The organism is Bremerella cremea (genome assembly GCF_003335505.1).
GTDB lineage: Bacteria > Planctomycetota > Planctomycetia > Pirellulales > Pirellulaceae > Bremerella > Bremerella cremea_A.
This window is the reverse complement of record NZ_QPEX01000006.1, coordinates 43,793-61,694: the sequence shown is the minus strand read 5'-3', so window position 1 is coordinate 61,694 and position 17,902 is coordinate 43,793. Positions and strand designations below refer to the sequence as shown.

Genomic DNA, 17,902 nt, shown 5'->3' with positions numbered 1-17,902 from the left:
AAAAGGCTCAGTCTGTAAATAACTGAGCCTTTTTTCGTGCCTGTGGCATCGCTATGGTTGCGAGCCATTCGCAGACGCTTTACATTCCGCTACAGCGCTTGCAATTTGACCCTCTGCGTAGAAGGAGATGACTGTGGAAAAGTGGGCTATTGGCGTGTTTGCCAGTCTCGATGCCGGTCTCGGTGTGAATCTAAACGTTGCCCAGGAACTGGGAATCAAAACCATTCAACTGCATGCCCCGCAGCAGTCTTCCCGCACCAAAGAAAATGCCGATGCGTTTCTGGCCAAGCTCAACGACATGGGCATCACGTTGACGTGCGTCTTTGGCGGGTTTGAAGGGGAAAGCTACGCCGACATTCCAACCACGCAAAAGACGGTTGGCCTGGTTCCTGCGGAAACCCGCGCTGCTCGTACGGCGGAAATGAAAGAGATCGCCGACTTTGCGAACCTCTTGGGTTGCAAGTGCGTGGGTCTGCACATTGGTTTCATCCCGCACGATACCAGCGACCCGCAGTACGCCCAGGTTGTGGCGGTTGCTCAAGAGCTGTGCGATCACTGTAAGACGATGGGCCAGAGTGTCCACCTGGAAACCGGACAGGAAACGGCTGACGGTTTGCTTCAGTTCATCGGCGACGTGGCACGCGATAACTTGAAGGTCAACTTCGACCCGGCCAACATGATTTTGTACGGGACCGGCGAACCGATTGAAGCGGTCAAGAAGGTCGGCAAGCACCTCGGCAGTGTTCACTGCAAAGACGCCAAGTGGGCTGCCAACCCCGGTCAGGAATGGGGCCAGGAAGTTCCTGTGGGCCAAGGAGATGTCAACTTCGAGTCTTACCTAAGTGCCCTGCAGGAAGTCGGCTACGAAGGCCCGCTGACCATCGAACGCGAAATCCCGCAAGAGCCAGAACGCCAGAAGCAGGAAATCGGCCACGCGGTTACCGTGCTTACCGATTTGAAGTCGAAGATTCTCGGCTAAACCACGGCTTCTTCTTCGGCGGCTTCGGTGGCCGAGGACGTAACAACCAAACCACGACTAAAAGCGGGATCACAACGATCGCCGCTTTTTTAAATAGCACTACTACCAAGACCGAACCGACGGCGAAGGTCGCCAGCCAAATCGGCAGCTTCGATAGCTGCGGAAAGGCCAGCCACACCGCTCCTAGTACCAGGCCAACTTTCAAAAGCGAACCTTGGATGGGGAGATATGCCGAGTCGTCCCCATGAAAAAGCCAAATGCCGGCAGCCGCGACCAGCATCACCAAGGCCACAATTCCGATCTGATTGCGAAGCAAGAGCATCAACCAATACGTCGAGAGAAGAGAACGGCAGCGAGGCAGGCGGGCGTACGGAAAAGGGGGAAGCGGGTTAGATCCGATCGAGCGTATTTAGCCACACGGCCAGTTGAGCGATCTCGGTGGCGGAAAGCACGCTCGATTCTTCGTCGGGCATGGGAAGCTCGATCACGGTGTATTTCATCTCACGCAGGGAACTCGCCTGTTTCTTAATCACCTCGGCTCGTTTTTCTTCGCGAGGAATCACAAAGACAAGTTCCAACTGCGAGAGTGGTTCACAGTCTGGCACGCTGGTACCACGCGGAATCCCAGCCTCGGCCGAGACGGCCCCGTTTTGGACGTCACGGTTTTCAAAACCGTGAATCAGCGACATCGCCCCGCCAGATTTGCCCCCGACCGTGATGGTACGCTTGGCATCGATGTTGTAGTTGTCACGAACGCGGTCGATCATTTTCCGAACGACCGACGACTCGGCCCGATTCCAGCGGTCGCCGTTGGCGGGCATGACTTCGAGCACGGCAAAGCCAAACGCTTCGGCTTGTTCGTGCCAGGCATCTCGCATCGGTTCCAGCTTGAAGTCGACATCGCCCAACACCACCACCAAACCTAACGAAGGTAGCTTCTTGGCCACTTCCGGCACAAACAGCTTGGCTTCGTTTTGCTCTTCGGCAAGTTGGAAATCACTCTCACCGGTAACCAAACCTTCCTGCTCGGCGGCATCAGGGGCCACAGTCGGTTGGGGGGCTCCGGTGAGAAACTGGTTCGGAAACGAGCGAGGCTGAACCTCGAACGCTTGTTCGGCCCCTTCTCGGACGATGGTCAATTTGTGCGGCACGTCAGGCTTCGCGGTCGCAACCGCTTCACGCAAGCTCTGCGAGGTGGTGATTTCGGTATCGTCGTAGCGAATGACCTTATCCCCTGCCTGCAAGCCAATGCCATGGGCGGCGGTGTCTTCAAAAACATACTGCACAATTGCTTCTTCAATATCACGCTGCGGCATGATACCCAGCAGTGGGCGATCGTACGGGATTAGCTTGTCGGCTAATTTCACTTCCAGCGAAAGCTCTTCGTCCCCCCGCTTCACTTTGAAGGCAATCGTATCGCCTGCGTACGCTTCGCCGAGAATGTGTTTCAGTTGAGCCTGACGCTCGATCGGATGGCCGTTCGCTTCGATTAAGATGTCTTTGGCCTGAATGCCGGCTTCCTGAGCGGGGCTGTTGTAGCGAACGGCTGCAATTTCCGCTGGGTCGGCAATGATGTCGTTCCCTTTTAGGTTGATGCCTAGCAGCCCCGGCAGCAAGTCTTTGCCTTCTTTAAGCAGGGCCAAGCGTGGTTCTAACTCGGTCAGAGGAACAGCGAATCCAATGCCAGAGTCGTACCATTCCATGCCACCTGTGGCCCCAGAATCTTGGGGAGAAAGAGGCGTCAGAATGCCGATCACGCGGCCATGAATATCGACCAGCGGACCACCGTAATTGTTGGGCGAGATCTTCGCATCGGTTTGAACGGCCTTACCCCAGACGCGATTTTTCGCGCTGAGAATACCGACCGAAACCGAAGGCATATCCGGCGAGAACGTTTTGCCTAACGCAATCGCCCACTGCCCAGGCCGAAGCTGGGAACGCTCGATTGTTTTCGGCGTAGGCAGTTCTTCGTCGGTTTCGACTTTCAATAAAATCAGATTGCGGTTCTTGTCCTTGGCAACCACCTTCGCCGCCACCCGTTTACCGCTGGGCAACGTCACCAAAATGCCGGAGGGCTCTTGAATGAAGCCAACTAAGCTGGAAAGGATGTAGCCGTCGGCAGAGATAATCGTGCCGGTCGTGCGGCTGCCCCCTTCAAGCGGACCTCCTCCTTGAACCAAACCACCAACCGTTTCGATTTGCACCACGCTCGGCGCAGCCAGTTCAACCGCCGCGCGGATGGCGGCATCTTCTTCGATGTTCAGCTGCTGGGCGCCTACGCTACCGCAGGCCAACGTCAGCGAGATGGTCAGCAGCAAAAGGGGCAAACGTGTCAGCGGCTTCAACATTTACTTCAATTCGTTCAGTGTGATTTCAATCAGTTCTTTGTCTCGCAAGACGATCAGAGAGACAACTTTGTCCCGGTCTATATAGCTTAGCTTCTCGACCAACGCATCTTGGGACGAAATCAGCGTTCCGTCGACATACATAATCAGATCGTCCGGTTGAAGATTCCCGGCGGCGGCCAGCGAATCGCGTTCGACCCGTTCCACATAGACGGGCGTCTTATCGAGCACATCTGGAACCAGCACCAAGCCCAAATGGGCCAGGGTGAGCGGCATTTGCGGTTTTTCCTGCTGCGGGTCGACGAACGGACGCGAGCGACCTGCGAGAAGATCTTCGATCGGCTCTTTAATCTCGGCAACCGGCAAGGCATAGTTCAACCAGATATCGTTTCGCGAACTACGCAGCTCTTTGCCGATTAGCCCAACAAAGTGTCCCGACTGATCGGTCAGAATCCCTCCAGCGGCCCCTGGGTTGTTGACGATCGCATCGACAATCAATACCGGACCTTGATAGGCCGAGGGGAACGCGCTACGTCGTGCTTCCAGAGGGGCAATTGCCGAGACATAACCACTTAGCACGCTGGCCGGTTCATCGCCGGCGGCTATTCCAAACAAGTTGCTGAACGACAAAATTCGTTCGCCTGGCTGCACCGAGACACCTTCGTCGAGGTTGAAAAACGGCAGCTCTTCCGCATCGATCTTGAGCAGCGCGATTCCAAAGCGAGGATCGGCGCCGGCTAGTTCTGCCGTGAAGTGCCTTCCATCGTCCAGGACGACCGTAATTACGCTGGAATCCAGCACATAGCTCCACGCGGTAAGGATGTGGCCGTTCGGCGTAATGAGGCTGCCCGATTGGTACGATTCCAGGCCACGCAGCCCCCCTGCCCCGTAGATCTTGACGACCTTCCGCTGGACATCACGCGTGATGTCGCGCAAGGTTGCTTCGGCCTGCAGCGAGCGAGTCCCAAGGCCGAGTCCGGCCAACGTCAACACCAGCAAAAGCAGATTGAAGGTTCGTTTCCCACACATCTTAGGTTCCCTCGCTGGCTGGAAGGACATTCCATTTTTTGACCGTCACAATATCAAACGGCTCGTCACCAAAACGAACGACCATCCGATAGGGAAGCGTGTATCCGTCGACCTCCCGGTAGTCGCTAAATTCGATCTCGCAGGGGTCGGCGTCCGATTCTGGGAACATCTCCAGCACCGCCAACTCGCCAGTCTTCTGATCGAAATAGGCCCGAACTTCCAGAGCATCGTACAGCCCGACAAGCACGTCGTACTGAACGTTAAAGTCACGTCGCGGGGCGGTACCCAAGTAGTAAACTTCGCCAAACGTTTCAAACGGCTCGCGGAGCAAACGCTTCCACGTATACAACGCCAAAAACAAGCCACCGCTACCGGCAGGCTCTAACTTTTGGGTCAGGTCGCCGGTGATCTCGATGTTGTGATTGACGCCAGCCAGTTTGCCTTGCACGGTGGCCGGGTCGAGGTGAATGACGCCGGTGTCGTTATCGACCAGCGAGTATTCGAATTCCCAGGAATCGGAAGTTTCGCCCCATTTGCCCAAAGCGTCGAGCGCTTTTCGCAGGCGGTTTTGGTGTTCTTGGTTGAAGTGATAGTTGGCGTAGCCCGTCTTCTTGGCGAACAGATGTTTCCACTGTTCGGGCGGCTTGGCTTCTTCTTTGCCGTGCCCTGGAGGGGGGCTAGGACGCTGCGGTTTTTTCGGCTTGTCCCCCTCTTCTTCCGGCTTTTCTTCAGGGCTCGGAGGAATGGGGGCGCTGCCGATCTTTTCCAGCAGTTCGCGGCGCGAGTGAACGCCAGTCAGGCGAACGACGGTGTCGTAACGTTTGCCATCGCGACGATACGAAAGCGGGATGCTCCAACCACGCGGATAGATCCCAAGAATGTTTTTGAAGCCGTTGACGGTAGTGATTTCGCGATTGCCGAAGCTGATAATCTCGTCGCCGTAACGTAGCCCGCGACGGTAGGCGTCGGACGAACTAAGGATGTTCGTGACAACGACCCGTCCTTCCGAATCGGTGGTCACCGTCGCGCCGAGCGTGGCGTGATCGATCACCCGGCCACTTTTCAAGTAACCAAGGAAGTTCATCACCTGGTTAATTGAAATCGCGTAGCCGACACCCACGTTCACGCGTCCTCGTTTTTCGAAGGAACCGCGGCCATTGATGCCGATGAGTTGCCCTTTGGCATTGAACAACGGACCACCCGAGTTGCCCGGGTTGATCGCGGCGTTGGTTTGTAAACAGTCGGTATATTCCAACAGCGTGCCGGCCGGGTATTGGTAGCGATGCACCCCAGAGACAATTCCCCAAGTAACGGTTGGCTGCAGATCGGTTGCCAACAGAAAAGGATTCCCCACGGCAAAGCACCAGTCGCCTGCCTTGACGTCGTTGCTGTCGACAATCTCGGCGGCGGGGAAATCGTCGCGACCGAGCATTTTGATTACGGCCACATCTCCCACGGGATCGATTCCGACGATGACGGCATCGTAAACTTTGCCTCCATCTTCGGGCATGCTGCACTTCATGAAGTTGCCCGCTGGCTCGGCCACGTGAAAGTTCGTAACGGCATAGCCGTCAGGGCTGACAATCACTCCGCTGCCCCCACCGGCGGCTCCGGCAAAAACCGAAATCGTCGATGCCGAGGCCTTCGCGACGGCGTCGATTCGCTCTTGTTCGGCTTTTAAGACAAGATCCATGTCGGCGGCTGACAACGGCGCAGCCGAGATCACCAACGAGGCCAGGATCAGCGAGAGGGGGAAATAACGATACATGCGAATTTCTCGAACTTATTTCAGGAGGCGAGCCTGGCACAAATGCAAGGTGTCGCCGAAGTCTTCATCATCCAGGGCAGCGACGATAATCTTCAGACGGCGGACGCCTGAGATGTTGACGACGATGTCCTCGGGCGGAGTATCTTCGTGGAATTCCTTTTCCAGCAAGATCTTTTGATCCCCAACGATCTGCAATTTGGCGGTACACATCCCCAAGCTACGGGGAGCAATACCGGCTTGCAGGCTTAGTTGACGGAAACCAGACGGCAGGTCGTATACCAAGACCGATGTGGCGTGCATGGCGATGCCACGGGTGAAGGAGACCGGCTGTCCGTCGAATTCTAGTTGCAACGGTTCATTCTCGAAGGACTCGTTCATGCGGGGCTGATAGATCAGTGCCAACTCGCGCATGCCGATCGCCGAGCGAAGAATGGGGGTCCATTCGACCAAAGACGGTTTCATCTCGTCCAAAAACTGAATGTTCCCGGCGGCATAGTCTAGGTCGCGAATCTGCGAAAACGGAATCGGTAAGTCGCTCCCGACCAAGGTACTAATTTGCAAACGGTCGCCGGTCAGCCGCACCGATTTAGCAATCAGCGTCGAATTGTCTTGCAGATGAACGAGACAGAGCGGAGCAGCGAACTCCCGAGCTGTCCGCTGAAAGAACAACAAGCCGTACAGCTTGCTTGGGGCAACGGTTCGCTCGATGGTGTCGAGCTGAATCTGGATGCCTTCCGAGTTGATATTGTGAATGACAAGTTCCTGCACCACTAAGACACCATCGCGAACCAGCACGATCGCGTCTTGGGTCGAGTTTTCCGCGAGCAGTTTTTGCCAGCTTTCCTGGTGCGGGTCGTTCTCTTCCGCGTTGGGATGCAGAAAGCGAACTGCTTTGATGTTGCTTCTCCCGATTTCCACTTGCTCGCCAAACGTCAACGTGAGTTTGGCATTCCGCGACTCAACCTGAAGATCGGAAACCAACACGTGTGAATCGTCTGCCAAGATCAACTCGGATGTCGGAGCTTTTCGGCTTTCCGCTGGAGAGGTAACGACCGGTTTAACGCCAATGATTTCCTTCGTGCCCAACGTGGTGGTCGTTTGGTCGGACGCCTGGAGGGTGAGCGACTTGCTCGTTAAATCGACCAAGGTACCTTCGGCGACGGAACCATCAAGTTGTTGCACCTCAACCGCCGGTGTCGCGGCGGTAAGCAGGAGCATGATCAGGCATAGCATCTTCATAGAGCGTCGTATCTCTGGGAACGGCAATCGTTGCTTTAGTTAGTTGTTGCCCGCTGCGGGGTCGCGCGCGATCTTGCGGAAATATTCTTCAATAGCCCGGCGGTAGTGCGAGGGATACTCATTGGAAATCTGCTGCAAAGCTTCCTGGCGTTCCTTGGGCGGAACATCTCCCCAGTCGTGCTTGTGTTCCATTTCTTTCTTATCGACATTGCCTGGTCCGGTATCGGTGCCGGGTGTACTCTGCTGCTTGGGCTGGGTGGCGCTGTTCGATCCGTTCTGCCCTTGCTGTTGTTGCTGCTGCTGTTGTTGTTGGCGTTGTTCTTCCAGGTCTTCAATCATCTTGTCGAGCTTGGCGACGACGTCTTCTTCGGTCTGGCGTACCTTTTTACCAGCTCGGCCTAAGTCTAAGCGGCGTTCAATATCACGCATCATCCGGGCAACTTCGTCCAGCGAATCTGCTTCGAGGGGCTCGATGTCTTTTAGCATCATTTGCGAGACCGCCAAGTAACGCACCGGTAGCCCTTCGCTGCGCGAGAGTAACTGCTTGAGCGTGGCCACACACTGCTCTTTCTGGAGCAAGTAATGTTGGCAGGAAGCCTCGAAGAACAGGAGCGCCGCCGGGTCGACCACTTGATCGGGAAGGGGTTCGCTGAGTTCATGGAGGGCTTCGTCGTAGAACCCTTTTTCTGCCAGCCACTTGCCGTAGATAAACTTGGCGTGGTGAATGAGGAACTTGGGAGGCCAGTTGTCGACGTTGTTGCTATCGAGTTCGAGGGCTCCTTGGTACGTCCCCGTTTCGCGGAAGGTATTGAGCTTGGCCCAAATATCGGCGGAACTTATTTCGAGCGATTGATCGAGGAGATCACGCAAAGGTAAAGCCGAGCTGCTGGTGTTTTGCCATAGCTCGAGCAGTTGGGCCTTCGTATCCACAGGAATCTGCGAAGATTGCGTCCAAGTGGTCAACTCTTCCGCCAGTTGCTCGCGCGAGGGTGGGGACCAACGGTCTGGGACACCTAAACCAGCTTCAGCTTGCACGAAACGAGGCATGCTCAAAAAACCTCCGAGGAGGGCGAGGCTCGTTAGGCTGCAGACAATTCGGCGAAAACTCATTTGTTCTTCCCCTGAACTTTGTCGCGAGTAATCTCGTAAATACGACTTTGACGCTCGGCCAAATCTCGTAACAGATTTTTCAAGTCATCGCTGGTTGCTTGGCCAACCTCGTCGTCGGCGTCTTCCAGCATTTGGGCGTAACGATTGGTTCGTTGGTTAACACGAACCTGCATCGATTTAATCAACCGCAGTTCCGCGATCTGATCGACCAGCGGCTCTTCACCCGGTTGTTGCTGCTGCTGTTGTTGTTGCTGTTGCTGCTGTTTGCGTTCTTCTTGTTCTTTTTGGGCCTGCTTCAGCGATTCGAGCAGTTCTTCGAGCCCAGCCACGATGTCTTCCTCGATGGTTAAGGTAAGACTATCGAGCTTGACTTGGCCCAGGCGGTTGGAGACCTCTTGCATGTCTTCGCGAACCATCATCAGCGATTCGGGGAACGCGATGGACGAGCCTTCTTCTTTGAGCAATTCCAGGGCTTTATCTGCTTCGACGACGATTTGCTTTTCGGCGAAACTTAGCTTACCGGCTTCGGCGTCTTCGGCGGAACCACGCTGGTCGACGGGGATTTGCGAAAGGCGTTCGGTATCTTCATTCACACGCAATTGCATTTCCAGCATCTTGGTAAAGCGAGATTCCAGTCGAGCTAAGACACGCTCGATTTCCTCTTCGCGAAGCTGACGCAAAATTTCTTCGAGTTCGGCGATCGCTTGGGCGAGTTCGTCGCGGGCTGCTTGTTGTTCTTGGGCAGCCCCTTCCTTGTCGGCATCGTCGAGCTTCTTCTGGGCCTCTTGCATGCGGCGCTGGGCTTCTTCGATCCGCTTCCGCGGCGAGAAGTCTTCCTGCTGCTGCTGTGGTTGTTGCTGGTCGTTTTGCTGTTGCTCGCCCGGCTGGCTCGGTTGTCCCGGCTGACCTTGCTGTTGATTTTGTTGACCCTTTTGACCTTGCTGACCGTCTTGGCTTTGCTCGTTCGGTTGCCCTTCCGTCGGTTGGCCATCTTCGGGCTTGCCTTCCGAGGAATCCCCTTCTTTGGGCTGATCCTTCTGATCTTCCTGGCCCTTGGGCTCGCCTGCTTCTCCTTCTTTCATTTCGGAGTCGGACTTTTGCCCTTCCTTGCCCGAGGACTCACCCTCCTTCGATTGGCCCTCTTTCGATTCGCCTTGTTTCCCTTCGCCGGGCTCGCCTTTCTGAGAATCGGACGCGTTTTCTTTTGATTCGCCCGATTCATTCATGTCGCCAGAAGACTCTTTTTCTTGGCCTTCTTTGCCTTCCTGGGCGTTTGGCTTTCCGTCGTTCTCTTTGGCGGAGTTCTTTTCGGAGGCGTCGCCGTTTTCACCTTCGGGGGTATCTGCGTTCTCGTTGGAACGGCCCCCTTCTTCCTGATCGGCAATCTTGTCGGCCAGCGACTTGGCATCGTCAGCCAGGCGGGCTTGTTCTTCGGAAAGAGGCTTCGTCTCACTGCCTCCTTCGGTGCGTCCCTGAATGCTCCGCTGGCGATTGAGTAGCTTTTGGGCGTTTTTGATGTAGTCCCGAATCCGCGATTCTTCGTCTTTGATTTGTTCGTCTCGGTTTTCGCTTTGCAGCAGCTTCAAGAGCCCGCGCAGATCGTTCTCGATCAACGCTTGCTGATCGCTGGCTCGCTTTAACTGGCCCGCTTTGAGCGAGCCGGTGGTTTCCGTCATGCGCGATTGCACGCGCAGGTTGCGACTGTTGCCGACCGCTTCGCGCAGCAAGTTGGCCCGCTGCGGGTTGTTGGCTTCGTCGATATCGGCCATCTTCAGCATCAGCTTTTCTAGCTCGTCGAAGTTGGCGGTGATTTGCTGCTGCCGGTCGGAGAGCCCTTCTTTGGTCGCGACCTCTTGAGCAGTCGCGGCCGTCGAGAGCGAGAAGATACCGAGGCAGGTCAGGAGAATCAGCCTTCGCAGTCCAAGCAGCGCATTTCGTTTCGCAGGACGTTCAGGCATTTCAGGTTCCCTCGGTTGAGAAAAGGAGATGATCACAAAATGATCATCCATGCTTCTTAATCTAACAGATCCAGGATCTGCTGCTTCCGCAAATCTTCCGTTTCTTCGCGAAGTTTGGTCTGAGCGTCGATCAATAGACGCATCTTTTCCATAAGTTCGTTGAAGTTCTCCAGATCAAACATCTTCTCTAAAATACGTTCCATTTCGAGAATGATTGCGTCCGTTTGCTCCAGGGCAACCTCTACGACCGGAAGAAACGGTTCTGGCTGATCATAAAGTGCCTCCAATTGTTGCGTGGTGCTCTGTAATTGAGCATGCATCGGGTCGGAAAGCTGCTTGATCGGTTCGATGATCATCTTCTCGAGACGCTCTTTGCGGGCCGTCGTATCCATACGGTTAGACGTTAGTTCGGCCCGAATTTCTTCGAAACCAATCCGTATCCCCACAAGTTCTCCATCGGCTTTCTTACTCGCTTGATAGGCCCTTTGAATACGGAGACGTTGCAGATCGAGTGCCTTTCGGAACAATTCTTCGGTATTTACGCTCGGTTTTCCCTCTTCTGAGGGGGCGTCTTTGGGGGTAAATTCCTTAGCGCCCAAAGCAAAACGCTTCGCATCAAATTGAATACGGGTGAAATCTTCCCGTAAGCGGACGGTTTCGTCCCGTATTTGCTCGAAGCGGCGGCGAAGATCGAGTTCGCGTCCTTCTAGCAGCGAAAGAAGCTTATCCGGCGTCACCACATCTAATTGGAGACGATCGGCCGTACCGATGTTCCCTTCCCCGTCCAAATCGCATTTGTCTTGCGCAAAAACGGTAATAATGACTTTGTCGTCAGGCTCAACTCGCAAGATGCCATCAGGCGTTTGCTGATCTTTGAGATCGATCAGGGCGGTAAATTTGCCTTCCGCATCGGTCTGCAAAGGTATTTCCAGCACGGCACCACCGACGACTTGAACTTCGATCCACGAGCGGGCCACGCCGAAGTCGTCTTGAATGCGTCCTTCCAGTTGAATCCGGGCATCTTTCGTAATCGCCGAGCCGATCCCAATTGGCCGCATTTCCACCGCTGGAGCCATATCCGGGGCAGCCGAAATTTTTAGGCGATAGGGAATTTCGTTAGCGATCCCGTCAACATCTTCAAGCGAAACTTCCAGCGGCAAGTCACGCGATAAGCGGGCATATTGCTGCTCGATGGTGGTTACCGGCGGATCAAAGGTCAGCTTTTTCGTCTCTTGCGTGGAAAGGTCCAACAGCGTGGCGGCGACAATCGGCTTGCTGGTGGTCATGGTTAGGGTGACCTCCGAACCGACCGGCAACTGCGTCGCCCCGGAAACAACTTCTTTGCGTGGTAGCAGTTCGGTGTATTCCGGCAGCACAGCGTCGACTTCGCTGCTGGTGATAAAGGGGCGATCGACCACTTCAATCCGATAGCCAGACAGTTTGTGGTCGTAGCCAATCACATCGAACTCGAGCGAGTTGGCCATCCCGATCAGGGGTTTGCGGTCATACACAAACGGCAACTGCTCGTCCTCTTCCGAGGTTCCCATCCGCTGCATGCGGACCGAATCGGAGAGACCGTCTGCCGTGCGATAAACGAGCGTTGCATACCGTGGCACGTACGAGGCAGCGGTGTCGGCGGCGGCCAGCAAGCGAACGGAGCTACCGCGAGCGACCTTGACTACTTTGTCTTGAAACGGCAACAGCACGGTTGTCGAGCCTTCGCTGCCGTCGTTGTCTCGTTCTAAGATTTCGATTCCCAGTACTTCCATCCGGGCCAAACGGGGCCAAGCTTGATCGTTCAGGGCAAGTCGGCTGATCCAGATTTGAAACGAAGCGAACGCCACCAAGGCGAAAACGCCAATGGTGACCACCGCAAACGCAGCCCCGAGCCCTTTTCGCCACAGTGGCGTGGGATCGAACAGCTCGCTTATTTTTATCTCGGGCAGGGCCGCCAAGGCGTCGTGACGTGTTTTATCGAGCATTTGTTGCTCGTAGGCGTCGGCGACGGCATGTGGCGATTCAGCGGCTTCGACCGTCGTTAACAAGCATTCGCCCAACTGCGGGTAACGCCGCTCGATCAGAAGTGCCAAGCTGCGATACGGCATCGACACCCACAAGCGGCTTAATACCATGCTGTACAAAATCCACAGCGTTCCAAGCCCGGCGATACCGAGTAAAACGATGCGGGCTTCTACCGGCATTTCGCTGGCGCCGAAGGTCACCGGTACGTAGTCCAACGCCAGCCCGATCCAGAAGACCAACGCCAGCCAAATCAAAATGGTGGCGAACCCTTCGATAAGGACATAGCGCCGGATGCGTCCTCGCAGGGTATCCAGCAGGCTGGTGATCGATTCGGGCAGTGGTTCTCGTGAGGTGCTCATGCCAGTTTCGCGAACCTCCGTTGAATCCATTCCACGCTCAACGCGAGCACGATGAATGCCAGAAGCCAGCCGCGTAGTTGTTCCTGAAAGGTTCGATCCGTCAGATCGGGAAGTGCCGTATACATGTCGCGTGGTGGCAAGACGGCGCTACCGACCAACGCCGGCAGGTTCTCGCTTGGCATCAATTCGCTAATCCCCACTATCGACTGGCCGCCGGTCTCGCTCGAGAACGCGGTCAGCACGGCGTCGTCTCGTTGCGGTTTGGCGATTTCGCGATCGGGAATCCGAGCACGAACTTCACGCGTCAGCAAGCTATCTTCTCCGCCACCAGGCAGCGTCACTTCGATCCGATATTCGCCATCTTGCAGTGGCGTGAACTGCCCAGCGTACTGCCCTTCCTCGAACTCCGGCAATTGCCGCAGCATGAGGGTTTCTTCCGTGCCGTCCGGCATAATCAGGCGACCTTCTAACTGGGGATCGGTGAGCGGGTTGTGTTGGGCATCGGTGAGGAAGGCCCGTACTTCGACGGTTTCTCCCAGCGAGACCCGTTCGGCACTGACCAGCAGTAAGCCTCGGCTGGAATCCCGCGCTAGTCGCCCTTGCGAAGCATAACGGATGAGCTTGGTATAGAAGGTCTCGAAGTAGCCGACATCCATGCTGCGGATTCGCCACATTTCGCCACTACCCAGGAAGATCACCCGCCCGGCACCATAAAAATGCGAAGCCATGTAAACGGGCAATTTGCCGTCGAGGCTGCGTGTTTCCGCCTCGACGTCGATCCAGTTCGCCGCACCAGGTTTCACCCCGCTGACGGCAAAGTAGCCGTACACGCCGGGGAACTGTTGCCAAATGCGGTTGCTGACGTCTGCTGAAGGATCTAACCGCAGTGCTTCCGCTTTCTGACCTTCGGCGGTGAGCACCAGCTTCCGCGATGTTTCGGAACCGAAACGGCCCAGACCGATCGAGGTTCCCCGACTGAAGAAGGTGACCGGATGCAAATCTTTGATGATGTCGATCGACGGATCGCCCCGCCGCAAGCTGGCCCACTTGGGTGTATAGATCGGACCGGCGACGACGATCAAGCCGCCAGCTTTTTCGCCGACCCAACGTTCCAAGAGCTCAATCTGCTGCAGCGAAAGTTGCGACCAATCGGGATCGAACGCCACGATGCAGTCGTACTCTTCAAACAGCACGGTCGGGTCATCGGGGAACTCGAACAGCAATTCGTCGGACTCTTGCGAGATTCCTGGTTCGCCCGTTTGCAGTAGCACGTGCAGTTCCACGTCTTTGTCGCGGAAAAGTTGATTACGCAGGAAACGGAACTCGCGGGTTGGGCCACCGGCCAACAGCAGCACGCGGTTGCGTTGTTCGATGATCTGAACTTTGACAACCCGCTGGTTGTCGCTTTGGTCGAGGTCGGTTTCGGAACTCGACACGATTCGCAATTGATAAGCCCGCGTGCCGACCGATTCGGGCGTGATTTGGAAGTCGACCGGAATCACTTCGCCATCTTTGCCTAGTTGGATAGGATCGGAAGATTGCTCGATTGCTTCTTCGTGGAACTCGCCGTTCGCGTCGATCGTGCCGGAGGCGACTTGCAGCGTGACCATTTTGTTGGGCATGCCGAAGCCTTGGATGTAGCCGCGAAGTTGGAATTCGTCGCCAGGATACGCTTTGGCGGGGGCTTCCAGATCAACCACGCGGACGCTTTGCGGTTGTTCGTCGGAGCCGAGCCCAACCGTGACAATCCGGGCCCCAATTTCCCGAGCCATGCGAGCGGCGTCGGCAGGAGGTGTTCCTTCGTTGTTGGCACCATCGCTGACTAGCAAGATGCCAGAGAATGGGCCTCCTCGCTCTTGGTTGACGATCTGAACGACAGCATCCCCAATGCGGGTTTCAATACCGGTCGGCTGCAGCGCCTTGGCCCAGTCGATTTGTTCGATGCGTAGTGAATCTTGCTCGGCAGGCGTTTCTAACGGGGCGGTTTCGACTTCGCTGGCGGGTCGGTTTTCGGATTTGCCGAAAACAATTTCCCAAGGGCGGACTTCATCGTTACGTAAATCGCCCACGGCCACCAAGACGACGGCAGCCAACAGCAATACGGCACTCAGAAAACTGAACGTAGCCCCAAGTTGGCCACCGGCGTTGAAGCCAGCCAACAGCAATAGCAGCAAACCGGTTGCGGCCACGCCAATGCCGGTCCAGGTAATCCAAGTCAGTTCGTCCCACTGCTGCTGGTAGGTGGCGGACGCCTCTTGCTCGAGGACTGTTTCCGGCTCGCCGGTGCGGTGGAAGAACGCAACGCTTTGCGGCGGCGCAGCATTGTCGAACGTCAGCACGCTGACATCGTGTTGCTGCCGCAGCTGCGGGATGATTTCGCTTTGGGAAAGGAGCGTGATGGCTTGATCGGCCCGCGAGGTCGGATCGGTGCCAGACCCAGGACGTTGATCGGGGAGCCCCATGCTTTGGCTCGTATCGACCAGAATGGCAACGCGCGAGTTCTCGCGGACTTCGCGCTGGGTTTTCTTTTCTAAGTTGAAAAAGAAGAACAGCAGTCCCAATAAAGCGGCCGTGCGCAGGCCGAACAGCACATAGCGGCTGAGGGTCGGCAACGCATGCGTGTCGCGGCGAGACCACCACCAGACAAACGAAGTGATCGCGATGACCACAGCAACCAGCAAGGCCCACTGCGACCAATAGGGAAGCTCGCTCAAGCGGCTGAATTGATAGGCCGTAATTGTATTGGTGGAAGCGTCGTTCATGCGGCCGTCCCTCCTGCAGTCGCCGGGTGGTAACTGGCATAGTAGGCCAACACTTGTTCTAAAAGCAGTGCCCCCACCACCAAGGCCAGCAAGATGGTTTGCCAGTTGGTTCCTTGTTGGGCGGCGTCATCGTACTGCCAGGCACTGGCGCTGAAGTAGTTGAACGTGACCGAAGGATAAAGCTGACGCAGGTTGGTCTCGTTCATGCCTAAAAGATCGCTTTCCGGTACGTCCGGCACCAGCGTCGAGCGGCGGACTTCGTTCGAGCCGTCGACCTTGGTTAGCCAAGCTTCGTACACGCCAGCTTGGCCGGTGAGGAATTTGCCGGTGACCTTATCGACCCCCGCCAGAACCGCCTTGCCGTCGAGCGTGCCACCAAGGGTCGCGAATTCAACCCGTTCGCTGCGAACCGTCGGCAACTGCGAAGTGCCTGGTGCCACAAACCCAGGGGCATAAAACTGCACGTCCGAGCGGTATTCCGACAGCGGTGCGATCACCGCGATCTCTGAACCGACTGGTAACGCAGCACCACTGACCCGCGACTTGCTGCTGTAGTTACGCAGTTCGAGCACGGTGACGATGAAACTGGGATTGGTGGCCCAACTGTTCCATTGCGGACCGAGCGATGTCAAAAAGGTGACGACTTGCCCTTGTCCCAGCGGTTGCTGCACGACCAAAGGGGCGTCGTTGCGGAGGCTGCCGAGAATTTGCACGTCGGCTGGTTTCTCGCTTAAAAATTCTGGCGGAACCGGGAAGTACTTGCTGACGATCAATCGCCGCAGGAAAGGATTCTTTTCGCCAGCGAAGATGCGGAAGACCGGGTTGTCGCCAGGAACAAAGTCGGGCGGACCATCGGGAATGTTTTGTTCCAACTCTTCAACGGCTTGCAAATTCGCGGGCAGAAGTCCTGCGGTCGTAAGGTCGCTCAGGCCGATTTCGTTCGTGCCAGGGCCAAGGTACCAAATAAGTCCACCGCCAGATTCGACGTACTGCTTGAGCGTGGTGATGACCCGCTCGTCAAATTGTGGGGGATCGATGATGAAAATGTTCTCGAACTTCTGCAGGTCTTTCAGTTCCGCCGAGGTCAGGAAGCTGGTGCTGCTGGTGGTCGGTGTGACACCGGTGGTGACGTTGGGTGCCGGATTGAAAACCGACTGCAGGTAAAACGCATTGGTCAACTTCGGATCGCCATCGACAATCAAAACCGGAATCGAAGACTGCACGTCGACCGCCACGTAGCGGTTGTTGTCGAGCAAAAGTGCGTCGTCGGGCAGATGAAAGGACAAGACCTGCGAGCCATCGGCTGGAAAGATGATTTGCGTTTGCCGTGTGACTTGATCGCCGGCAGGGATTTCATCGAAGTTAATCGGAAGCTGCTCGCCAAGACGCTCGAGGCTATGACCGGCCTGGGAAATGTCGGCATTGCCCGAGGACGAGCCAAACAAGTCGACTTGCAGACGGACGTCCATCGCGGCTTGCTCGCCAAAATTGCGGACCGAAACCTTCACAATCGTCGGTACGCCAGGGACGATGGTTCCATTGCCGACCGTTACATCGGTAATTGCCAAGTTGTCTTGCGGTAGCCGGGCACAATTGATCCAGTTCATCTCGACCGAGCGTTCTTCCAGGCGAGCCAGAGGATCGCGGACGGCGGCTTCTGCCCCCCAGTCTTTTTCGCGGAAGTCGGAAACCAGGTACAGCTTGGCAACTTCGGTTTGGTCGAACTGCGCAGCGACTTCACTGCCACGCTGCAGCACTTCAGCCAGGGGAACCGTTTGCTCGGTGGGGCTGAGTGTACCAAGCAATTCTTGTAGTTTGGTGATGCTGGTCGAATCCATATCGACCCGCATGCGCGAGGCCAGGTTCGGGGCCGCTTCTTCCGGACCGTTACGAAGGATATCGGAGTAAAGCATCACCGAGATTCGCTGCGGCTGGTCTTGCTCGGCGAGCTGTTCGATCAGGCGATTGGTCGTTTGAATGCCGGCATCGAAGGCCGTATCGCCCCCCAAACGTTCCCCCATCGAGAACGTATCGTCCAGCAAAATCAAATGGTGCGTGACCCGATCGGCCAGCATGTTCGACCACGTTTGCGTGGTGATCAGTCCGGCCAACATGGCCACAATCAGGGCTATCGCCGCCATGCGGGTCAGCAGCAGAAGTAACTGCCGGATCATGACCCAATGCTTCATGCGGCGGTGGCTCTGCATGAGAAAATCCATCGCTGCCCATTGGACACGACGATGCCGCATCATGTTGATCAAGTGGATCAACACGGGAAGCGAAATCAGGGCGAAACCCCAAGCCAGAGCTGAATATACAAAAAGCATTACG

At 56.0% G+C, this 17,902-nt stretch carries 11 protein-coding genes; 1 reads left to right on the top strand and 10 read right to left on the bottom strand.

Features of this window, described 5'->3' with window-relative positions; genetic code table 11:
* Nucleotides 1-133: 133 nt before the first annotated feature.
* Entirely contained in the window at nt 134-979 is an 846-nt protein-coding gene (locus DTL42_RS00755) for a sugar phosphate isomerase/epimerase family protein (protein ID WP_114366764.1), read from the top strand.
* Here DTL42_RS00755 and DTL42_RS00750 read toward each other — a convergent pair.
* The 10 genes from DTL42_RS00750 to DTL42_RS00705 form a co-directional block, all read right to left on the bottom strand.
* Nucleotides 948-1,301: a hypothetical protein gene (locus DTL42_RS00750; RefSeq protein WP_114366763.1), complete on the bottom strand. Its 354-nt coding sequence runs from the start codon at nt 1,299-1,301 to the stop codon at nt 948-950. The two genes, DTL42_RS00755 and DTL42_RS00750, sit on opposite strands and share 32 nt — an antisense overlap.
* A gap of 67 nt (nt 1,302-1,368) precedes the next feature.
* Nucleotides 1,369-3,327: a PDZ domain-containing protein gene (locus tag DTL42_RS00745; protein ID WP_114366762.1), complete on the bottom strand. Its 1,959-nt coding sequence runs from the start codon at nt 3,325-3,327 to the stop codon at nt 1,369-1,371.
* A complete protein-coding gene (locus tag DTL42_RS00740) occupies nt 3,328-4,353 on the bottom strand; it encodes a S1C family serine protease (RefSeq protein WP_114366761.1) in 1,026 nt (341 codons plus the stop codon).
* Between the two features lies 1 nt (nt 4,354).
* Complete coding sequence (locus DTL42_RS00735) at nt 4,355-6,121, bottom strand: S1C family serine protease (protein WP_114366760.1); 1,767 nt, start codon at nt 6,119-6,121, stop codon at nt 4,355-4,357.
* 15 nt (nt 6,122-6,136) lie between these two features.
* Nucleotides 6,137-7,360, bottom strand: coding sequence for an NPCBM/NEW2 domain-containing protein (locus DTL42_RS00730; protein WP_114366759.1), 1,224 nt, complete (start codon nt 7,358-7,360; stop codon nt 6,137-6,139).
* Between the two features lie 39 nt (nt 7,361-7,399).
* Nucleotides 7,400-8,470: a tetratricopeptide repeat protein gene (locus DTL42_RS00725; RefSeq protein ID WP_114366758.1), complete on the bottom strand. Its 1,071-nt coding sequence runs from the start codon at nt 8,468-8,470 to the stop codon at nt 7,400-7,402.
* A complete protein-coding gene (locus tag DTL42_RS00720; RefSeq protein WP_114366757.1) occupies nt 8,467-10,428 on the bottom strand; it encodes a hypothetical protein in 1,962 nt (653 codons plus the stop codon). The genes DTL42_RS00725 and DTL42_RS00720 overlap by 4 nt, the downstream gene beginning before the upstream one ends.
* Nucleotides 10,429-10,484: 56 nt before the next feature.
* Entirely contained in the window at nt 10,485-12,809 is a 2,325-nt protein-coding gene (locus DTL42_RS00715) for a hypothetical protein (RefSeq protein WP_114366756.1), read from the bottom strand.
* Nucleotides 12,806-15,571, bottom strand: coding sequence for a hypothetical protein (locus DTL42_RS00710; protein WP_114366755.1), 2,766 nt, complete (start codon nt 15,569-15,571; stop codon nt 12,806-12,808). The genes DTL42_RS00715 and DTL42_RS00710 overlap by 4 nt, the downstream gene beginning before the upstream one ends.
* Nucleotides 15,568-17,898, bottom strand: a complete 2,331-nt coding sequence (locus DTL42_RS00705; protein WP_114366754.1) for a BatA domain-containing protein — start codon at nt 17,896-17,898, stop codon at nt 15,568-15,570. The genes DTL42_RS00710 and DTL42_RS00705 overlap by 4 nt, the downstream gene beginning before the upstream one ends.
* Nucleotides 17,899-17,902: the final 4 nt, after the last annotated feature.